The following is a 19,706-nucleotide window of genomic DNA, read 5'->3' as shown; positions in this document are numbered from 1 at the left end:
AGAAAAAGATAAACATTAAATTTTATTAAAAATTTGGAATCGTTTTTGTCATAAAAAATATTAAAAGAATTGTATTGTATCACTGCATCTCTACAGTTTTGCGACTGTGCGCGATTTAATTCTTACTTTTGCACCTTCAAACCAACTCAATGCCCAATATAAAAGTTATTATTCCTGCTTATAACGAAGAAGAATCTATTCCTCTTGTGGTTAGAGACATACCTTCAATTGTCAGTGAAATTATTGTGGTGAGTAATAACTCAACGGATAACACTGAAATTAATGCCAAAAATGCTGGTGCAACAGTTTTAATTGAAAATAGAAAAGGCTATGGTTATGCGTGTTTAAAAGGCATGGATTATGTTTCTAAACTTGAAATAAAACCAGATATAATAGTTTTCTTAGATGGAGATTATAGTGATTACCCCGAAGAATTAACAAAAATAGTTCAACCTATTTTAGAAGATAATGTTGATTTTGTCATTGGTGCTCGCGACAAAGACTTACGAGAAGAAGGTTCTATGACGTCGCCTCAAATTTTCGGTAACTGGCTAGCAACAAGCCTTATGTCGCTATTTTTTCGTTCAACTTTTACAGACTTAGGTCCGTTTAGAGCTATTAAATACAATACCCTTTTAGGTTTAAACATGGAAGACAAAACCTATGGTTGGACGGTAGAGATGCAGCTCAAAGTATTAAAGCAAAAATTAAGCTATAGAGAGATCCCTGTAAATTATAGGAATAGAATAGGTGTCTCAAAAGTTTCAGGAACGATAAAAGGTGCTATCTTTGCAGGCATAAAAATCCTAGGTTGGATTTTTAAATATAGTTTTAAAAAATGATTCTCGAATCGATTATTATTGTCATTTACACCATTGCCATTGTACTGATCTTCATGTATGCTTTGGCGCAACTCAATCTACTTTACAATTATTTGTCTTCAAAAAAGAAGCGGCAAGATTGTGAAACCTTTGATTTTTCAAATTCTGAAGAAATCCCAATTGTTACCATTCAACTTCCTGTATTTAACGAGATGTATGTAATGGAGCGTCTGTTAACCAATATTGCGCTTTTAGAATATCCTAAAGACAAATTAGAAATTCAGGTTTTAGATGATTCTACAGATGAAACAGTTGCAACAACAAAAGCACATGTAGAACAATTGGCTAAAACAGGTTTAGACATCATACATATTACCAGAACAGACCGAAGTGGTTTTAAGGCTGGTGCGCTTAAAGAAGGTTTAAAAATTGCAAAAGGTGAATATATTGCCATTTTTGATGCCGATTTTCTACCACAACCGAATTGGTTAAAACGTACCATTCCTTATTTTAAAAATGAAAAAATAGGAGTTGTTCAGACACGTTGGGGACATATTAATCGCGATTATTCTTTACTAACTAAAATCCAAGCCTTCGCTTTAGATGCCCATTTTACTTTAGAGCAAGTGGGTAGAAATAGTAAAGGTCACTTTATTAATTTTAATGGTACAGCTGGTGTATGGCGTAAAACCTGTATTATCGACGCTGGTAATTGGGAAGGAGATACACTTACCGAAGATTTAGATTTAAGTTATAGAGCACAGTTAAGAAATTGGGAATTTAAATATCTTGAAGATGTTGAAACTCCTGCAGAATTACCTGTAGTGATTAGCGCAGCACGTTCGCAACAATTCCGTTGGAACAAAGGTGGTGCAGAAAACTTTAGAAAAATGCTTTGGCGCGTTTTAAAATCTGATAATATTTCTACTAAAACAAAAGTTCACGGATTACTTCATCTATTGAACAGCACAATGTTCTTAAGCATATTTACGGTTGCTATTTTGAGTATTCCGATGTTGTATATAAAGAACGAATACGAACATTTAAGAAACTACTTTTATGTGATGAGTTTCTTTGTAATGAGTACCATTATTTTCTTTGTATGTTATTGGTTTATGTACCGCAGTATTTATGGAAGTGGTTTTAAAAAGTTCTTTAATTATATAGGAATGTTTTTTACATTTTTCTCTATAGCGATGGGCTTTTCGCTTCATAATTCTATTGCTGTTATTGAAGGGCATATTGGTAAACGAAGTGAGTTTGTAAGAACACCTAAATTCAATATCAGTACCATTAGAGATTCTTGGAAAGGCAATAAATACATCATAAAAAAGGTGTCACCTCACGTGATTATAGAAGGTATTTTAATGCTTTATTTTGCTTTTGGCATGTATAGTGCTTTTGTGGTTGGAGACCAAGGTGGTGACTTCGGATTATTTCCTTTTCACTTAATGCTATTTATTGGCTTTGGATATGTGTTTTTTAAATCCCTTAGCTCTAAGGTGTGATCGCTATTTGGAAATATCACAAAATTCCATTTCTATTTTTTGTTGCTAGTTGCATCTTTTATATAGGGTTTGCTTACCATATAACTCGCACGGACACCGCACAACTGTTGCTCCTATATATTGCATTATTTCTTTTTGCCTATAAAATCATTAAGACGTCTGGGTTTAACTTTAAACTTTTAGTGTTATTTGCAATTGCTTTTAGAGTTTTATTTCTTTTCGCGATTCCGAATTTATCACAAGATTTCTATCGCTTTATTTGGGATGGACGCTTAATTCTCGAAGGCTTTAACCCATATCTCTACACTCCAGATTCTTTTATTAATAGTGGAAAATTCCCTGTAGATAACGCTCAGGAATTATACAATGGCATGGGCAGCTTAAGCTCCTCACACTTTTCTAATTACCCTCCTTTAAATCAATTGTGCTTTGTTATTGCCAATCTATTTCCTGGTCAAAGTATCTTAAGCTCTGTAATGGGTTTAAGACTCGTTATTATAGCCGCAGATATTGGAACGCTATACTTTGGAAAGAAACTTTTAGAACGTTCAAAACTACCCTCAAATAGAATCTTTTGGTATATTTTAAATCCATTCATTATAATTGAATTAACAGGTAATCTTCATTTTGAAGGTGTTATGATTTTTTTCTTAATCTGGTCATTATATTTATTACACACTCATAAATGGCAATGGGCAGCAGTAATTTTGGCTTGTTCTATTTCTGTAAAATTAATCCCATTAATGTTGTTGCCTTTGTTTTTTTGGTGGTTTACTTCTAATAAATTGAAAGGGCAAACTGAGAAATTAGGACTCTTAAAACTTATCCCATTTTACACCATCGTAATCGCCACAACCTTACTATTATTCTTACCATTTTTCTCAATGGAATTTGTAACCAACTATTCTAAAACAGTTGGTCTTTGGTTTGGTAATTTTGAATTTAATGCCAGCATTTATTATCTCTTAAGAGCAATTGGATATGCCATAACCGGCTATAATGAAATTGCTATAATAGGTAAAATTCTACCTCTAATTTCCGTCGTTATCATCCTAGGTTTTTCATTCCTAAAACAGAACAATAGTTTACCTAAACTAGCAACGTCGATGTTGTTAGCGCTAACCTGCTATTTGTTTTTAAGCACAACAGTGCACCCATGGTATATTGCAACTTTAGTTATACTAAGTATATTTACTAATTACAAGTTCCCTTTAGTTTGGTCGTTAGCGATTGTACTGAGTTATTTAGCGTACTCTAATGCGACTTATTCTGAAAACCTTTGGATTATTGGCTTAGAATATGCCTTAGTATTTTCCATTTTTGTTTGGGAAGTTTTCATAAAAAAAAGACCACTAGTTTCCTAGTAGTCTAATTTTATGAGTTAAGAATTAATTACAACTTCTTTATTTGAATTATCTTATACGTTTCGTAAACCTCTGTGTATCCATTTTCATCTTCTTCTTCAAACTCAGTAATTTCGTAAGTGATTTCAAAACGTTTCCCAACCAAATCCTTAGACTTTAGGTTTACGGCCTTAAGAGCTTCTTCTGAAATTTCAGAAAAATATACTGTTTCTTCGCTGTCTTCATCGTCAGCATCCTCATTAATTAAAAAAGAATAACCATCATCGGGATCATAACCATCAAAGATACCAGTGGTCGTTACTTTTATCTTTTCCTGAATAATTTCACTTGCTTTTGAAAATGCATTTGCGCTTAAAACCATTACTAGAAGCACAAATACTGTAATTTTTTTTGTATTCATTGCGTTTAATTTTTATGCTGAATGTCATCAGCATGTTTTAAATATAGATTGTGGTTTTGGGAATTTGCCACCTCAAGCCCAAATGCTTTTAGATTACAACCTCTTGGTTATAATTGCGTGGATATGTGTGACGTTTATTTTTCTGTATCGGACTAAGTAAATAGTAACAATTATATATTAAAAATTTCTTTAGAATCTTTAAAACTCTTAAATTCTAACATGTAATCATTTGGATCTTTGATAAAAAACGACAAATGTTCGCCTATTTTATCTTTTAAAAATGTGGTTTGAGTGACCACTTTTAAATTCAAATGATTCAGTTTAGCATAGAGTTCTCCCCATTTTTCAACATCGATAATAACACCAAAATGAAATGAGGGTAATAACTTACCTTCAAACACATAATTTGGACTATTGAAATTGAATTTTTCGGCTTGAATAAAAGTGAGTTGATGATTAAATAAATTTATATCCAACCAGTTCTCACTAGTTCTTCCTATAGAAGCGCCAATATTGTTAGTATAAAAGTTTTTTGTGTCTTCTACACTTAAACATGGTAATGACATGTGAAATGATGATTCCATAATTCAACCATTTAAAATTTACACAATTTTAATTTAAAGTTCAACTTAACTTTTAGTAGGCCAAAAAGTTAAGTTGAAATCTTATAGTAAATTACAAAATTAGTTTCAACTAAACTAAACTTTAATCGAAATCTTCGTCCTCTGCTCCAGGCTCTAAATCTGGATCTACAACAGCATCCGGATCGTCATCTTCGAAGTCTTCATAATCGTCTTCGTCGTAATTTTCCATGGTCTGCTCTAGTTTCGTACTCACTTTTACCAAATACTTGGTATCTTCTGTGGTAACTTCTACGGCTTCGACTGTTTCGTTTTTTGCATTTTTAAACGAGATAACATTATCGTCGTCATATCCATCAGGATATTTTTCAACCAGAAGGGACAAAATTTCTGGTGTCAATTTTTTAAAATCAACTATAACTCGTTTTAAATGTGCGTCTTTTGGTTTCATTAGGTAAATTCTATTTTTTCTATATGTCAGATGTTATAGTTATTTCAAAATTAATTCTCCGTGATAAACTTTTAGCAGCGGCTATTTCATTTGTAATACTATTTCTGATGCTAATTTTTTTTTAAATATAATACTTATTTGTTTACTCGAATAACATCATAAAAATCTTTTCTACGATCTTTTAAATTTTTCACCGCTCCAAAGGAATGTAATTCTCTTAATAATCCCAAATCTACATCAGCAACCAATATCATTTCTGTGTTTGGTGTCGTTTCTGCTTTTATACCATTACTAGGGAATGAAAAGTCACAAGGCGTAAAAACAGCCGATTGCGCATACTGAATATCCATATTATTTACATTTGGTAAGTTACCAACACTACCAGCAATAGCAACATAACATTCGTTTTCTATAGCTCTTGCTTGCGCACACAAACGTACTCTAGAATAACCATTTTGGGTATCTGTTAAAAACGGAACAAATAAAATATCCATACCTTCATCTGCTAATAACCTTGATAATTCAGGGAATTCAGAATCATAGCAAATTAAAACTCCAATTTTTCCAGCGTCCGTTTCAAAGGTTTTTAACTGATGACCTCGTTGCATTCCCCAAACTTTAGCTTCGTCTGGGGTCACATGAATTTTTTCATAACGCTCTAAACTTCCATCTCTACGACATAAATACCCCACATTATAAAGCACATCATCAACAACTTCAGGCATACTACCCGTAATGATATTGATATTGTAAGAAATTGATAATTGCTGCATTCTCTCTACAATAGTCTGCGTATAACTTGCTAGTTCTCTAATCGCTTGTGGCTCGTGCATATGATTATACTTAGCCATCAATGGTGCATTGAAAAACTCAGGAAACACCGCAAAATCTGAACGATACGCAGAAACACTATCTACGAAGTATTCTACTTGCTGCATTAAGTCATCTAAGCCACTATATGGTCGCATTTGCCACTGAATTAAACCTAGACGGACTACAGTTTTAACACTACTTGCTTTTTTATTAGGCTTGGTATAATAAATATTATCCCACTCCATTAACACCGCATACTCACTAGACGCTGTATCTCCTTCTAAATACCCTTTTATAATCCGAATTGGATGAAAATCATTAGACGTCTGAAAGTTTAAAACCGGATCGTGAATCTCCTTATGTTTTACTTTCTGAATGTATTCTTTTGGTGAATATTGATCTTTATACTTGTAATAATTTGGCATTCTACCTCCAAATACAATTCCTTTTAAATTTAGGTTTTCGCATAATTCTTTTCGGTAATCATATAAACGACGTCCTAAACGTAAGCCTCTAAATTCTGGTTTTATAAAAACATCAATTCCATAAAGCACATCTCCATCAGGATCGTGATTTTTAAATTTATCACCTTCTATAATGTCCGCGTAGGTATGGTTATCATCAATCTTATCGTAATCTACAATTAAAGATAAGGCACAACCTGCCAATTGACCGTCGATGCGAATAACCACCTGCCCTTCAGAAAAAATAGAAGTCAAACGTGCAATATGGTCCTTTTTCCAATAGGAATTTAGAACACCACCATACGCTTCTAAGGTTGCTGATTTTAATTCTTCAAAATCACCAACCGTTAAAAAACTTAATTCTATATTATCAATTCTATGCTCTTCCATTACATATCTAAAAGATAAGCAAAAATTAAAGGTGCAACAATAGTAGCATCACTCTCAATGATGAATTTAGGGGTATTAATATCTAATTTACCCCAAGTAATTTTCTCATTTGGCACCGCTCCAGAGTACGACCCGTAACTAGTTGTACTATCGCTAATTTGACAGAAATAGCTCCAGAAAGGTGTTTCCGGACGTTCCATATCTTGATATAACATTGGTACGACACAAATCGGAAAATCACCAGCAATACCTCCTCCAATTTGGAAGAATCCGATACCATTTTGCGAATTATTTGTGTACCAATCGGCTAAAAATGTCATGTATTCAATACCAGATTTCATGGTGCTTGCTTTCAATTCTCCTTTAAGCACGTAGCTTGCAAAAATATTCCCCATAGTACTATCTTCCCAACCTGGACAAATAATAGGAAGGTTTTTCTCTGCGGCTGCATACATCCAAGAATCCTTAAGGTCTATTTCGTAATGCTCTTCTAAAACACCAGACAATAACAATTTGTACATATATTCATGCGGAAGGTAACGTTCACCTTTAGCTTCGGCATCTTTCCATATTTTAACGATATGTTCTTGTATACGTCTAAAGGCTTCCTCTTCAGGAATACATGTATCTGTGACACGGTTTAAGCCTTTCTCTAATAAATCCCACTCATCCTGAGGAGTTAAATCTCTGTAGTTAGGCACACGTTTATAATGGCTATGTGCTACTAAATTCATGATATCCTCTTCTAAATTCGCACCAGTACAAGACACTATTTGCACCTTATCTTTACGAATCATTTCAGCGAAAATCTTACCTAATTCTGCAGTACTCATGGCACCCGCTAAAGACACTAACATCTTTGCTCCAGAATTTAACTGATCTTCATACCCCTTCGCTGCATCAACCAAAGCCGCTGCATTAAAGTGTAAATAATACTTTTCTATAAATTTTGAAATTTCTCCTTTATTAGTAGTCATCTTCTGTATCAAATTTAGATTTTTTATTTCCTGAGTTATTTGAGTCGTTGAAATTGCTTTCGAAACCATCTTCAATATTTTGGTCTCTAAATTTGTAGCTCAACATTTTGTAGTACAATTTAGCCGCTAAGAAATCTGATGATTTTTCATTTTCATTTGGGCATAATTCTACAATGTCAAATCCAACGACATTCTTTTCTTCGAATACTTGCTTTAAGAATTCGAGTGTTTCATAATATAATAAACCTCCCGGTTCTGGTGTTCCTGTGCTTGGCATTATTGAAGGATCAAAAGCATCCAAATCAAATGTGATAAACACATTATCTGTCATTTGGTCAATTGCAGAATCCATCCAACTGTCATCAACAGCCATTTCGTGAGCGAAATATGTTTTCTCCTCGTCCATTACTGTTTTCTCAATGATGTCCATTGAACGAATACCAACTTGGATTAAGTTCGTTGTTTGGCTCGCTTCATAAACGGCACACGCATGGTTACATGTAGAACCTTCGTAGCTTTCGCGTAAATCGGCATGCGCATCGATATGTAAAACGGTGATATCGTCAAACATTTCATTGAATGCTCTAATGGTTCCGATAGATACTGAATGCTCACCCCCAAAAACCGTTACAAATTTGTTCTTCTTAATGTATTTTTTAGTGGCTTGATGTACCGCTTCAACCATCGCTTCTGGCGACGCATTTTCAGTAACAGGATCTGCTAAAAACACACCTTGTTGATACACTTCAGAACTTGTTTCAATATCATAGAGCTCCATATTTTCTGAAGCATCTAAAAACGCATCAGGACCTTTATCAGCTCCTTTTTGCCATGTACTTGTACCATCATAAGGTACAGGGATTAATACAATTTTAGCAGTTTCTAATTTTGCTAATTCTTCTGGAATACCAGCGTAAGTTTTTGTTTTCATTATTAAGTTATTCTAAGTAATTAGAAATTTAATTTAAATTTTTGATTTTGAAATCGAACTAGACTTAGCCTTTTCGACTTTAGTTTCTGGCTCATAGCCCAAAATACCTAACAGGTTTTCACTTTTTTGTTGCTCCGCGAATACTCTTGTGTTTAAATTCCCATCGGCATCACGTTGAATTAAAATATGTTTTGGAGTTGGAATTAAACAATGCTGCAAGCCACCAAAACCTCCTATCGTTTCTTGGTAAGCTCCTGTATTAAAAAAGCCGATATATAATGGTTTGTCTTTATTGTATTTAGGCAAATAAATAGCATTAGTATGCTGCTCACTGTTATAATAATCGTCACTATCGCAAGTTAAACCTCCCAAAAGGACACGCTCATAACTATCGTGCCAACGGTTAATAGGCAACATTATAAAACGCTTGTTAATTGCCCAAGTATCTGGTAATGTAGTAATGAAAGATGAATTAATCATGTTCCATTTTTCACGATCATTCTGTTGCTTTTGGTATAAGATTTTATACAATGCTCCTCCACTTTCGCCAACGGTAAAACTTCCAAATTCAGTAAAGATATTTGGTGTATCTACCTCTTCTTCTTCACAAACTAGTTTGATTTGATTCACAATTTCATCAACCATATAGGCATAATCAAAATCGAAAGCCAATGAGTTTTTAATCGGAAAGCCTCCTCCGATATTTAAACTATCTAAAGTTGGACAAATTCGCTTTAAAGACGTGTACACCTTTAAACATTTGTGCAATTCATTCCAATAATACGCATTATCTCTAATCCCTGTATTGATAAAGAAATGAAGCATCTTCAACTCTACTTTTTTATTATCTTGAATTTGATTTTTATAAAAAGGTACAATATTTTTATAGCCAATTCCTAAACGAGACGTGTAAAACTCAAACTTAGGCTCTTCTTCTGAAGCGATTCTGATTCCAACTTGGAATTTTCCATCTATTTCTTCAGATAACAAATCGATTTCCTCATAATTATCTATAATAGGGATGCAATTTTTATGACCACTATTAATAAGATCAGCAATATTAGTTACGTATTGTTCACGTTTAAAACCGTTACTTAATACAAACGTTTTATCTGTAATTTTACCTTCTTTTTTAAGTGCTTTTACAATATCGATATCAAAAGCAGAAGAGGTTTCAATATGAATATCATTCGTTAAAGCTTCATCTAAAACATGTTTAAAGTGCGAGCTTTTAGTACAGTAGCAATAGTTGTATTTGCCTTTATAATCATGCTTTTTAAAGGCATCGGCAAACCACGTCTTTGCACGTTGAATGTTATTAGATATCTGAGGTAAATATGTAAATTTTAATGGCACGCCATGTTCTTCAACCAATTTCATTAGGTCAATATCATGGAAATGCAGTTGTTTATCCTCAAGTTTAAATTCATCTTGTGGAAAGTGAAAGGATTGATCGATCAGATCAATATATTTATTATTCATATTATAAAGTAAATATTCAAGTGTAAATTAAAAAATATAAGCGTAAAAAGTGTTAAGGTTACGTTATATCATACCTGAATTTGGCTTTGTGTAGTAGGTACAAAACCATAAATATGCTGACTAGCAGCAATCGCAGATGCGGAAGTTAGCTCTAAAATTCGGTTACTTAATCTATAAGCTGCTCTTGAATATGACTTCCTAATTTTCAAGAACCCGAACATAAAAACATGTTTCAATTGTTCAGCTAAAATTGACTTTATAATCTCGTTAGATCGACACCAATTTCATTACAAATGTATATTATTTTTTAATACGTTAATCTTTTTTTTTAAATATTTGAATTATTTTTCAAAACACTGTATTAAAAGACATTAACGATAATAAAACACCGTAAATCCTATTTAAAAGCGTTGACTTTGACTTAAATATTTGGGAATAAAACATCAATTAATGTTGAATTAAAGAATTTTTTAAAACAGAACATCAAGGACTAAAAGCACAGGTTGTTTTTCAATTTATAATAGTATTATTTTTGTGTTAATCACCATTAATAATAGCATACTTATTCTTTTTAAAGAAACTAAATTTAAAATTCTCACAAAAAAAGCACCCGAGATTGGGTGCTTTTTTTAACTTATCATATAAACGATACTTCCCCTTTTATAAGAAAAAGATAAGCGCATTTATATAGTGTAATTTTTTTTAGATGCCCACAAGTATTAGTCCATTGTTTACATCAATCTCTATTTCCATTGCATCACAAGGCACAAGTGTTAATTCCAATTTTTGCCCGTAAACAACGTCATTTGTTGCTACAACAATAACTTCGTAATTGGACACTTCGAGCCAACCGGTATTTTCTGACGTGGATAATGCCTGGGAATACAGTTGGCTATAATCTTGTCCGTAAATGGCAAAATCAAAACTGTCCGTACCGTTGTTTGTAATTTTAAGTTGTGGTAAATCATCGATACAATTGAGTACTTGATAATTTAAATCATCTGGCCTTTCCTGTATTTCGGGTGAATCTGTTGTACAATTCACCATAAGCAAAAGCAAAAACATAAGTCTAACATTTTTCATAAGTAGGTTATTTTTAATTGATTGGGGCGGCAATATATAAAAATCCTACAATTGGTCGACAAAATGAACCATTTATTCGACGAACGGTAATGTAAAAATGTAAAAATCTGACTTACAGACTAAGAACTATATCATTTTTAAGGTATTCACCTCTTGTTCTGTAAGGTGTTTCCAGTGACCACGAGGAATGTCTTTCTTTGTTAAATGACCAATCGCAACACAATCAATTCTTACAATATCGTAATTAAGTTCTTCAAATATTGTACGTAAAATGGTGTTACCTGTATTTTTTATCTTAATACCTACTTGGCTTTTAGATTCACCTTGAATGTAGCTTATCTCTTCGACAGAAACTAGCTTACCCTCAACTTTAAAACCTTCTTGAATCTTTTTTAAATCTTCAAATTTCAGATTCTTATCCAATTCAACTTGAAATAATCTTGGTACTCCGTTTTTAGAGTTTGTAAACTTCTGAACGACTTTATCATCATTAGTAAACAATAATAAACCTAAAGAATTTCTACCTAAACGACCTATTGGCTTAATGCTAGAACTTGTTGCATTAGCTACTAAATCCATAACTGTTCTTCCTTTACCTTCTGCTGTAGTTGTTGCAAAACCTTTGGGCTTGTTTAATAAAATATAAACTGGAGGTTCTGGTGTAACACGTTGCCCATCAAAACGAACATCGTCTGAACGTTTTACTTTGTAACCCATTTCGGTAACAACTTTACCGTTAACCATAACCAAACCAATGGCGATATTCTCATCAGCTTCACGACGCGAGCATACACCACTATTGGCAATGTATTTATTTAAACGCATCTCATCTGGATTTGATGATCTTGAAGACGAAGATGTCTTATTAACTGTTGGTGATTTCTTATTAAAAGGAGCGTTCCCTCTAGCAGAACTATTCGTTTTGCTATTAGCATTTCCTCTTCCTGAAGTCTTTCCTTTTCCTTTGCTATCTTGATTTCTGCTCATGTTTCAATTTTTTGCAAAGATAAACAATAGTTTATATCTAGTGCTTAATTATTTAAGATGTTTATAGCGAGGCATTAGAATATTTAAGAAAGCCAATAAAATTGGTTCTAAATTCTATTTAAAACGACGGAAACATCAATTAAAAGAATAGAAAATACACCAAGTACAATAATAAATTTTAAGATGTTATGAAGTATGAGATAATGGTTTTTCTTGTTAGACTTCAGCAAAATAATGAGATAAAGAAACAAAAACACAATACTAAGATAGAAGAAGTAATACATGTGACCAATCTTAAAAAACAGAATTAGAATAATTGCTGAAATAATTGTTAAAAAAGCAACTATAGTTAGCATTAATTTAGACACCTTTTCACCATAAACAACAGGGATAGTTCTATAATTTAATGCTAAATCGCCTTTTAAATTCTCTAAATCCTTTGTAAGTTCTCGCATGGAGATTAGCAAAAACAGAAATAAACCATGCGCAAATATTACAGGTTCAAAATTTTGATAATAGATAAAAATAACAAAAAACGGAGTTACGGTTAATATAGCAGATACCATATTGCCAACCATAGGTTGTTTTTTTAGGCGATGAGAATATAACCATATCGCAAAAATGTATATTGAAAAAAAGATAACGGCTTTAAAAGAGACATAGCTAGCGAATACGACAGCTAAGAAATTTAAAACAAAGTAAAATGAGAGTTTAGTGTTTTGACTCACCAAACGATCTAGCATTGTTTTTCTCGGTTTGTTGATTAAATCCTTCTCGGAATCGTAAAAATTATTAATAATATAACCACCAGCTATGGTCGCCGAAGATGCCATTACAAGCATTAAAAGGTTAAGATCTAAAAGTACAGATTTAACAGGTTTATCGTGTGCAAAAATATATACTGACGCTAGATATTGAGCAATTACAACAACTAAAATATTATAACCTCTAACTACAGAAAAGAGGCTGAAAAATTTGAGTAAAATGTGTTTCTGCCGTCTTGATAACATTATTTTGAAGATATGAAATTCTTAAGCAACAGCATATTTAAGCGCTCTATTACAAAACCAAAAATTTAGAAGTTATAAACGACCTCTAATTTTTGCCCTTTAAGCGCTTCTCTTGCTTTGTCTATGTTTTCGGTAAATCCTAAAATATAACCTCCACCTCCAGAACCACAAAGTTTTAAGTAATAATCGTTAGTATCTAAGCCTTTTTTCCAAAGTTCATGAAATTGAACAGGAATCATAGGTTTAAAATTATTCAAAACAACTTTAGATAATTGCTTGGTGTTTTTAAATAGTGATTTCATATCACCTTTTAAGAAATCATCGACACAAGCATCCGTATGTTTTATAAATTGGTCTTTAAGCATACTACGGAAGCCTTCGTTTTTCATGCTTTCCATAAAAATACTTACCATTGGTGCAGTTTCCCCAACAATACCACTATCTAATAAAAACACAGCTCCTTTCCCTTCTGCTTTTTGAGAAGGAATACCTGTAGCTTCAATATTATCTTTAGAGTTGATTAAAATTGGAAGACTTAAATAACTATTCAACGGATCTAAACCTGAAGATTTACCATGAAAAAACGATTCCATTTCAGAAAAAATAGTTTTTAATCGCAATAGTTTTTCGCGCGTTAAATTTTCTAAAACAGTAATTTTATCACTGGCGTATTTATCATAAATAGCAGCTACTAACGCGCCACTACTTCCTACTCCATACCCCTGCGGAATTGAAGAATCGAAATACATACCAGCATCAACATCTTTTTGTAATCTATTGCTATTAAAAATTACTAAATCCTTATCCAACCCCTTTAAATACGTAGCAAAACGCTTCAAGCTTTCGTTAGATTTTAGTGCTTCTTCAGTAGGATTTTCATCTTTCTTAAGTGCTCCATTATAAAAATTATAAGGAATAGATAAGCCTTTAGAATCTTTAATGATTCCGTATTCTCCAAATAGAAGTATTTTAGAATAAAATAGTGGTCCCTTCATGTTTTAATAGCAGTTTCTTTAACAAATATACGTATTAAAATTATATTTGGTTGGCGCCAAGTCCAATTTGGTCACAAATGTAGTGTCCATTTTGACAATAGCTAACCAATTCATTCTTAATAAATTCTAGGATCGATTCTTTTTCATTTTCCGGATATAAAACATGAACATTGGCTCCTGCATCTAGTGTGAAACAAACTTTTGAATCCGTTTTTTGTCTATAAGCCCAAATCTTATTAATGATTTCTAAAGTATTTGGCTTCATTAATATAAAATACGGTATACTCGTCATCATCATAGCATGAAGCGTTAACGCTTCACTTTCTACAATTTTCACAAATTCATTTAAATCGCCAGAAGCTAAAATTGTTTTCAGTTTTGCTAAATTATCATGCGCTTGAGAAAAGCGTTCTTTCGCAAACGGATGACCATACATTAGTTGGTGTCCAACGGTGCTACTCACTTGTTTTTCACCTTTATCAACTAACAAAATAGTGTCTTGATAATTTTTAAAATTTGAATGTACCTCTCCTTCAAATTTTACTCCATATAAATCTGAACTCGCTTCAATACTTTCATTTTTTCCCCAAACTACAAGTTCGCCTTCGATACTTCTACAAGCACTTCCTGATCCTAAACGTGCAAGAAATGATGCTTTTTGATTGAAATAAGATTGAGATTCTTCCATGTCACTTCGGCTACGTTCAGTGACCAAACTTAATGACTGTTCAATGCTCATTAAGCATAAAGCAATCGCACTCATGCCTGATGCTGAAGATGCAATACCAGAACTATGAGGAAAGGTGTTTGAAGTTTCAATTTTAAAGTGATAGTCCTTTAAAAAAGGCATATAAATTTCAATACGCTCAAAAAAGGTTTGAATCTTTGGTTTAAACGCTTCGTTTTTTTCACCTTCAAAATAAATATCGAAACTAAAATCTGCACTTTCTTTTTTAGTAAAAGTGATTTCAGTTATGGTTTTACAATCTGAAAGCGTAAAGCTAATCGATGGGTTTTCTGGAATTTGATCTTTCTTTTTTCCCCAATATTTTACCAAAGCAATATTACTTGGTGATGCCCATTTTACGGAACCATTTTCTAGTGTGGAATTGTAGCTTTTAGGTATAAAGTCTTGTTCTGTCATGTATTAATCTTGAATTGACAATGCGCGTTCAATTATATATTACAAAAATAAGAAATATCTAATGGTCTTATCTTTATTCTTCTGACAATGCCAGTAGTTTTACCATTGTTTTATAGTTTCTGGCAGTAGCATTGCTATTCAACTTTTTTTCAAAATAACTCAGATTGAATTTTGCGCGACCATAACCTTTGGAACAAAAGAGATAAATACAGTCGTTAAGAATTACATACTCATCATCTGGATATGTTTTTTGAGAAGCCTCTTTAACTAATATCTTATCTGGAATTGCACTTAAAAACACAAAATAACTTTCTGTTTTTTTAGCATCAATAAAAGGACAATTATTAAAAATTGTAGTTAACTCACCTTTAGTTCTAACCAAAACAGGGACTTCAAAACCAAACTGATCTAAAATGAACTTTTGAATATTATTTTCTAAATTTTTTGAATCACTATTGGAAGATTGAAAAATAACATTTCCGCTTTGAATGTAAGTTTTTACGTTTGTCAATCCTGATTTTGCAAATAATTCTCTTAGCTCAGCCATTGGCACTTTTCTGTGTCCACCAACATTTATGCCTCGTAAAAGTGCGATATAGGTTTGCATTTAATAATTCTAAGTTATTATCCTAGTGTAAATATAGTTAAAACACATCTCCAAGCAAACCACAGTAAAAATAACTAAGAACAAGTGTTTATTCTGAACTATCAATTCTTCAAAATGCAAATAAAGCCGATTAAATGTTGTTTGGTTTGATAAAAAGTTTAATTTTGCTGTAATAACCCCCTAACTACATGTGTTTCCCCAAATCAAACGCTGTAATTGTATTATTTACGCTCTTGTTTTTTAATTGGCATCTTATTAATGCTCAAGAAAAACTTGTAACTAATAGTAACACTACAGCTTATACTTTTGACAGTTACAAACTGGATTTATTGGTTAAAAATGATAGTCTTTATAAGGCGACAATTCTTTTAAATGATGCGATAAGTTTTTCAAAAAAACATAATTTAAAGACCACGCAGGCCAAATCATATAATGCTTTAGGAAATGTTTTAGCAAAAATGGCTAATTTTAAGAAAGCAGAAAGCTACCTTGAAAAAGCATTACAAATCTATGATTCACTAAACAATAAGAAAGGACAGGATCTCGCTCTATCTGGATTACTAAACACATACACTCAAGAAAAAAATTACGCAAAGTTTGATAGTATTTACCCAAAGGCCCAACAACTTTCAAAATCTTTAAACAGCGAAATTTACTTTCTAAATTTAGAAAACAAAATAAAAAGAGATTATTACGACTTTAATAATGAGAGCTTATTAGAAGTTTCTAGTATGGGTTTAAAGCTCTTAAACACTACCGATTTTGCAGCTTTAAATATTTCTAAAGAATATCATACTGAAAACTTAAAAGAAAACTTAATACAGTCCTTTAAATATTATAATGCGCTTGCACAAGTTAAAGTAGACCAGTCAAATCCCAAGAATTATCGCCTCTTATTTTCTATAAATAATGAAGAGCTAAAAGCATCTTTAAATACCGATATTAACTCTTACAGAAAAATAGCCACATTCAATTATTATAAATATTTATATTATACAAATGCTAAGAAAAATTTAGATTCTGCTAATAAATATATTTTAAAATCTGACAACTACAAATACGAAGCCCTTGTAAATATTGAAGCCAAAAACAGCAGAAATGGTGACTTGGTTTATAAAATCTTAGATGCAGAGCAAAAGTTAGCTTTAGCAAACGAAACCCGAAAACAAGACGCACTTACCTCAAAAATATTTTTAGTTAGTACCATAATTATGAGTATTACTTTAGCCATAATACTAACTAGTTTTTACTTTTATTTTAAGGCCAGAAAGAATATTTGTAAGATTAATGATGCCTTAACAGCCTCAAACTCTAAACTTCTTGCCATCGATAAAGATCGATTAGAATTCTTCTCAATACTCAGTCACGAATTACGAACCCCAATTTATGGTATTAGCGGATTAGCAACACTTATAGACCAAGAGAGTGATGATACTAAAAAGCAATCGTATTTAGATTCTCTAATATCATCTAGTAATTACCTATCTATTTTAATTGATAATATTTTGCAAGCTAATAGGTTAAAATTTGAAGATAAAAACCTTCGATTAAAACCAGATAAAATTGAAAAAATTGTTAACCACGTTGTTAGTACTGTTGCCATCGCAGCTGAAAACAAAGATTTAAAACTCAATGTCTACATTGATGAATCAGACGAAAATGAATATATTTTAGTAGACAAAGTCGCCTTTAGCCAAATACTAATCAATTTAGCATACAACGCCATTAGATATACTAAAAAGGGACATATTTCTATTAATGTTTTTGAAAAAAGCAGAAATGATAAAGAAATCACTTTACGTTTTGAAGTTAAAGATACGGGTATAGGAATCAAAGAAGAACATCGCTCTGTTGTGTTTAGTGCTTTTGAAAATAAGACGTTTTTAAATAAAAACAGTAGTGGTTCTGGCTTAGGATTATACATCGTAAAAACCTTATTAAAAAGCCACAATTCTGATATCGATTTTGTTTCAACACCAAACGAAGGCACTTGTTTTTTCTTCGAAATAACATTTCAGCTTTCAACAAAAGTAGAGCGCACAAGTACTGTTGCTGCTTTACCAAAAAGAGATATGCATGTTTTAATTGTTGATGATAATAAAATTAACTTATTAATTACTAAGAAGAATATCGAAAAAATAGAAGGTTATAGCTGTCAAACAATATCTAATGGTAAAGAAGCTATATCTCTCGTGAAGGCAAAAGATTTTGATTTGGTGTTAATGGATATTAATATGCCAGACATGGATGGTTATGACGTAACCAAACATATAAGAATGTTTAATCCTAATATTCCAATTTTAGCCTTAACCGCTTTAAATTCTTATGAAATTTCTTCAAAATCTGAAGCTGCAGGTATCGATCAAATTATTACAAAACCATATATTTTTGAAGATTTTAAAGCTATAATTACCGCTTATGGCCATAACCTAAATCAGTGCGACACTATAGAAGTTGAAGCAATATAAGCACTTGTCCATGCATTCTGAAAATTAAAACCTCCTGTAACGGCATCTACGTTTATAACTTCACCTGCAAAATATAGATTAGGAATACGCTTGCTTTCAAAAGTTTTAAAATTCACTTCTTTTAAATCAATACCTCCAGCCGTCACAAATTCCTCTTTAAACGTACTTTTTCCTGTAACTTGAAAAACAGCAGAAGTTAACTGATTAGAAAAAGCCTCTAATTGCTGCTTATTAAGATCTGCCCATCGTGTTGTTTCACTGATATCTGAAGCCAAAACTAATTGTTTCCAAAGGCGTTTTGGCAAATCAAATTGCGTTAATTTAACGACTGTCTTTTTTGCAAATTCTTGCTTGAAGTTTTTCAGTTGCTCTAAACAAGATTCAAAATCTAATTGGATGAAATTAATTTCAATCTTAAAATTATAATTCATTTTCGCCAATTGTACAGCCCCAAAAGCAGAGAGTTTTAATATGGCTGGCGCACTCATCCCAACATGTGTAACTAACAATGGTCCGTGAGATTCTAAATCGGTACCAACCACTTTAATTTCTACGTTTTTAGCCACCACACCAGGAATATCTTTAATACGATGATCTTTAATATCAAAAGTGAAAAGTGATGGTACAGGGTTGATAATGGTATGTCCTAAATCTTCGAGAAGTTTCCAAACCTTAGGGTTACTTCCTGTGGCAATTAATAGTTTTTTAGATTGGAAATCTCCTTGAGAAGTTTCAATGACAAACTCATTTTCTAATGCTTTTACAGTCTTTACAGAATGATTATAAAGCACGTCTACATTATGCTTTTCAGCCTCATTTAAAAAACAATCTATAATCGTTTGCGATGAATTTGAAACTGGAAACATCCGACCATCATCCTCAATCTTTAATTCTACACCACGCTCTTCAAACCAAGCAATCGTATCGCCTGTCATAAAACTATGAAAAGGTCCCAAAAGTTCTTTTTCTCCTCGTGGGTAATTTAGCACCAATTCTGACGGTATAAATTCGGCATGTGTTACATTGCAACGTCCACCGCCTGAAATTTTTACTTTTTGCAAACCTTCTTTTCCACGTTCTAAGATGGCAACAGACAATTCCGGATGCTGTTCTGCAATATTAATTGCCGCAAAAAAACCTGCAGCTCCACCACCAATAATTATAATATCTTTCTGCTTATTCAAACCGTTTTATTAAGAAGATTTTGTGAGTTTTTATTTGTGTTTTTTA

The 19,706-nt window shown here is 32.3% G+C and carries 18 protein-coding genes; 4 read left to right on the top strand and 14 right to left on the bottom strand.

Going from position 1 to position 19,706, the window contains the following annotated elements:
- The first annotated feature begins 149 nt into the window (after window positions 1–149).
- From HM984_RS02095 to HM984_RS02085, 3 genes are read left to right on the top strand one after another with little or no spacing between them, the layout of a single operon-like run.
- Window positions 150–842 (top strand): glycosyltransferase family 2 protein, encoded by a 693-nt coding sequence (locus tag HM984_RS02095; protein ID WP_179347927.1) that lies wholly within the window; start codon window positions 150–152, stop codon window positions 840–842.
- A complete protein-coding gene (locus HM984_RS02090) occupies window positions 839–2,329 on the top strand; it encodes a cellulose synthase family protein (protein WP_115807954.1) in 1,491 nt (496 codons plus the stop codon). The genes HM984_RS02095 and HM984_RS02090 overlap by 4 nt, the downstream gene beginning before the upstream one ends.
- Window positions 2,326–3,693, top strand: a complete 1,368-nt coding sequence (locus tag HM984_RS02085) for an MptA/MptB family glycosyltransferase (protein WP_179347926.1) — start codon at window positions 2,326–2,328, stop codon at window positions 3,691–3,693. Before HM984_RS02090 ends, HM984_RS02085 begins: the two co-directional genes overlap by 4 nt.
- Window positions 3,694–3,721: 28 nt before the next feature.
- On the opposite strand, the gene HM984_RS02080 is transcribed toward HM984_RS02085, so the two are convergent.
- The 13 genes from HM984_RS02080 to HM984_RS02020 form a co-directional block, all read right to left on the bottom strand.
- Window positions 3,722–4,093: a hypothetical protein gene (locus tag HM984_RS02080; protein ID WP_147298309.1), complete on the bottom strand. Its 372-nt coding sequence runs from the start codon at window positions 4,091–4,093 to the stop codon at window positions 3,722–3,724.
- A gap of 170 nt (window positions 4,094–4,263) precedes the next feature.
- Window positions 4,264–4,677 carry a VOC family protein gene (locus HM984_RS02075; RefSeq protein ID WP_179347925.1) on the bottom strand — a complete coding sequence of 138 codons (414 nt, stop codon included), beginning with the start codon at window positions 4,675–4,677 and terminating at the stop codon, window positions 4,264–4,266.
- A 121-nt stretch (window positions 4,678–4,798) separates the two neighbouring features.
- Window positions 4,799–5,125, bottom strand: a complete 327-nt coding sequence (locus tag HM984_RS02070; protein WP_020895942.1) for a hypothetical protein — start codon at window positions 5,123–5,125, stop codon at window positions 4,799–4,801.
- A gap of 134 nt (window positions 5,126–5,259) precedes the next feature.
- Window positions 5,260–6,792 (bottom strand): carbon-nitrogen hydrolase family protein, encoded by a 1,533-nt coding sequence (locus HM984_RS02065; RefSeq protein ID WP_115807958.1) that lies wholly within the window; start codon window positions 6,790–6,792, stop codon window positions 5,260–5,262.
- Window positions 6,792–7,769 carry a deoxyhypusine synthase family protein gene (locus tag HM984_RS02060; protein WP_092466466.1) on the bottom strand — a complete coding sequence of 326 codons (978 nt, stop codon included), beginning with the start codon at window positions 7,767–7,769 and terminating at the stop codon, window positions 6,792–6,794. Before HM984_RS02060 ends, HM984_RS02065 begins: the two co-directional genes overlap by 1 nt.
- Window positions 7,759–8,700: an agmatinase gene (gene speB, locus HM984_RS02055; protein ID WP_115807960.1), complete on the bottom strand. Its 942-nt coding sequence runs from the start codon at window positions 8,698–8,700 to the stop codon at window positions 7,759–7,761. The genes HM984_RS02060 and speB overlap by 11 nt, the downstream gene beginning before the upstream one ends.
- 33 nt (window positions 8,701–8,733) lie before the next feature.
- Window positions 8,734–10,182, bottom strand: coding sequence for a type III PLP-dependent enzyme domain-containing protein (locus HM984_RS02050; protein WP_179347924.1), 1,449 nt, complete (start codon window positions 10,180–10,182; stop codon window positions 8,734–8,736).
- Between the two features lie 702 nt (window positions 10,183–10,884).
- Window positions 10,885–11,229: a hypothetical protein gene (locus tag HM984_RS02045; protein WP_179347923.1), complete on the bottom strand. Its 345-nt coding sequence runs from the start codon at window positions 11,227–11,229 to the stop codon at window positions 10,885–10,887.
- Window positions 11,230–11,391: 162 nt separating this feature from the next.
- Window positions 11,392–12,252 (bottom strand): pseudouridine synthase, encoded by an 861-nt coding sequence (locus HM984_RS02040; RefSeq protein ID WP_179347922.1) that lies wholly within the window; start codon window positions 12,250–12,252, stop codon window positions 11,392–11,394.
- Between the two features lie 107 nt (window positions 12,253–12,359).
- Window positions 12,360–13,262, bottom strand: coding sequence for a geranylgeranylglycerol-phosphate geranylgeranyltransferase (locus HM984_RS02035; RefSeq protein ID WP_179347921.1), 903 nt, complete (start codon window positions 13,260–13,262; stop codon window positions 12,360–12,362).
- Between the two features lie 65 nt (window positions 13,263–13,327).
- On the bottom strand, window positions 13,328–14,257 hold the full coding sequence (locus tag HM984_RS02030) for a mevalonate kinase family protein (protein ID WP_179347920.1): 930 nt from the start codon (window positions 14,255–14,257) through the stop codon (window positions 13,328–13,330).
- A 40-nt stretch (window positions 14,258–14,297) separates the two neighbouring features.
- A complete protein-coding gene (locus HM984_RS02025; RefSeq protein WP_179347919.1) occupies window positions 14,298–15,401 on the bottom strand; it encodes a diphosphomevalonate decarboxylase in 1,104 nt (367 codons plus the stop codon).
- A 73-nt stretch (window positions 15,402–15,474) separates the two neighbouring features.
- Window positions 15,475–16,008, bottom strand: a complete 534-nt coding sequence (locus HM984_RS02020) for a DUF1697 domain-containing protein (protein WP_179347918.1) — start codon at window positions 16,006–16,008, stop codon at window positions 15,475–15,477.
- A gap of 188 nt (window positions 16,009–16,196) precedes the next feature.
- Here HM984_RS02020 and HM984_RS02015 point away from each other — a divergent pair, with 188 nt between their 5' ends.
- Window positions 16,197–18,476, top strand: a complete 2,280-nt coding sequence (locus HM984_RS02015; RefSeq protein ID WP_179347917.1) for a response regulator — start codon at window positions 16,197–16,199, stop codon at window positions 18,474–18,476.
- Here the strand turns inward: HM984_RS02015 and HM984_RS02010 are convergent.
- Window positions 18,443–19,660 carry a BaiN/RdsA family NAD(P)/FAD-dependent oxidoreductase gene (locus tag HM984_RS02010; RefSeq protein WP_179347916.1) on the bottom strand — a complete coding sequence of 406 codons (1,218 nt, stop codon included), beginning with the start codon at window positions 19,658–19,660 and terminating at the stop codon, window positions 18,443–18,445. The genes HM984_RS02015 and HM984_RS02010 overlap by 34 nt on opposite strands.
- Between the last annotated feature and the right edge of the window lie 46 nt (window positions 19,661–19,706).

Origin of the sequence: Winogradskyella pacifica (assembly GCF_013403915.1) — a bacterium.
Lineage (GTDB): Bacteria > Bacteroidota > Bacteroidia > Flavobacteriales > Flavobacteriaceae > Winogradskyella > Winogradskyella pacifica.
The sequence above is the reverse complement of the archived record's forward strand: the minus strand, read 5'-3'. Positions and strand labels throughout refer to the sequence as shown.

Excerpts from the sequence above, each read along its gene's own strand:
- HM984_RS02030 (WP_179347920.1), bottom strand. The coding sequence starts at position 14,257 with ATGAAGGGACCACTATTTTATTCTAAAATACTTCTATTTGGAGAATAC.
- HM984_RS02065 (WP_115807958.1), bottom strand. The coding sequence starts at position 6,792 with ATGGAAGAGCATAGAATTGATAATATAGAATTAAGTTTTTTAACGGTT.
- HM984_RS02050 (WP_179347924.1), bottom strand. The coding sequence starts at position 10,182 with ATGAATAATAAATATATTGATCTGATCGATCAATCCTTTCACTTTCCA.
- HM984_RS02075 (WP_179347925.1), bottom strand. The coding sequence starts at position 4,677 with ATGGAATCATCATTTCACATGTCATTACCATGTTTAAGTGTAGAAGAC.
- HM984_RS02020 (WP_179347918.1), bottom strand. The coding sequence starts at position 16,008 with ATGCAAACCTATATCGCACTTTTACGAGGCATAAATGTTGGTGGACAC.
- HM984_RS02060 (WP_092466466.1), bottom strand. The coding sequence starts at position 7,769 with ATGACTACTAATAAAGGAGAAATTTCAAAATTTATAGAAAAGTATTAT.
- HM984_RS02095 (WP_179347927.1), top strand. The coding sequence starts at position 150 with ATGCCCAATATAAAAGTTATTATTCCTGCTTATAACGAAGAAGAATCT.
- HM984_RS02045 (WP_179347923.1), bottom strand. The coding sequence starts at position 11,229 with ATGGTGAATTGTACAACAGATTCACCCGAAATACAGGAAAGGCCAGAT.
- HM984_RS02015 (WP_179347917.1), top strand. The coding sequence starts at position 16,197 with ATGTGTTTCCCCAAATCAAACGCTGTAATTGTATTATTTACGCTCTTG.
- HM984_RS02040 (WP_179347922.1), bottom strand. The coding sequence starts at position 12,252 with ATGAGCAGAAATCAAGATAGCAAAGGAAAAGGAAAGACTTCAGGAAGA.
- HM984_RS02070 (WP_020895942.1), bottom strand. The coding sequence starts at position 5,125 with ATGAAACCAAAAGACGCACATTTAAAACGAGTTATAGTTGATTTTAAA.
- HM984_RS02080 (WP_147298309.1), bottom strand. The coding sequence starts at position 4,093 with ATGAATACAAAAAAAATTACAGTATTTGTGCTTCTAGTAATGGTTTTA.
- HM984_RS02090 (WP_115807954.1), top strand. The coding sequence starts at position 839 with ATGATTCTCGAATCGATTATTATTGTCATTTACACCATTGCCATTGTA.
- HM984_RS02025 (WP_179347919.1), bottom strand. The coding sequence starts at position 15,401 with ATGACAGAACAAGACTTTATACCTAAAAGCTACAATTCCACACTAGAA.
- speB (WP_115807960.1), bottom strand. The coding sequence starts at position 8,700 with ATGAAAACAAAAACTTACGCTGGTATTCCAGAAGAATTAGCAAAATTA.
- HM984_RS02035 (WP_179347921.1), bottom strand. The coding sequence starts at position 13,262 with ATGTTATCAAGACGGCAGAAACACATTTTACTCAAATTTTTCAGCCTC.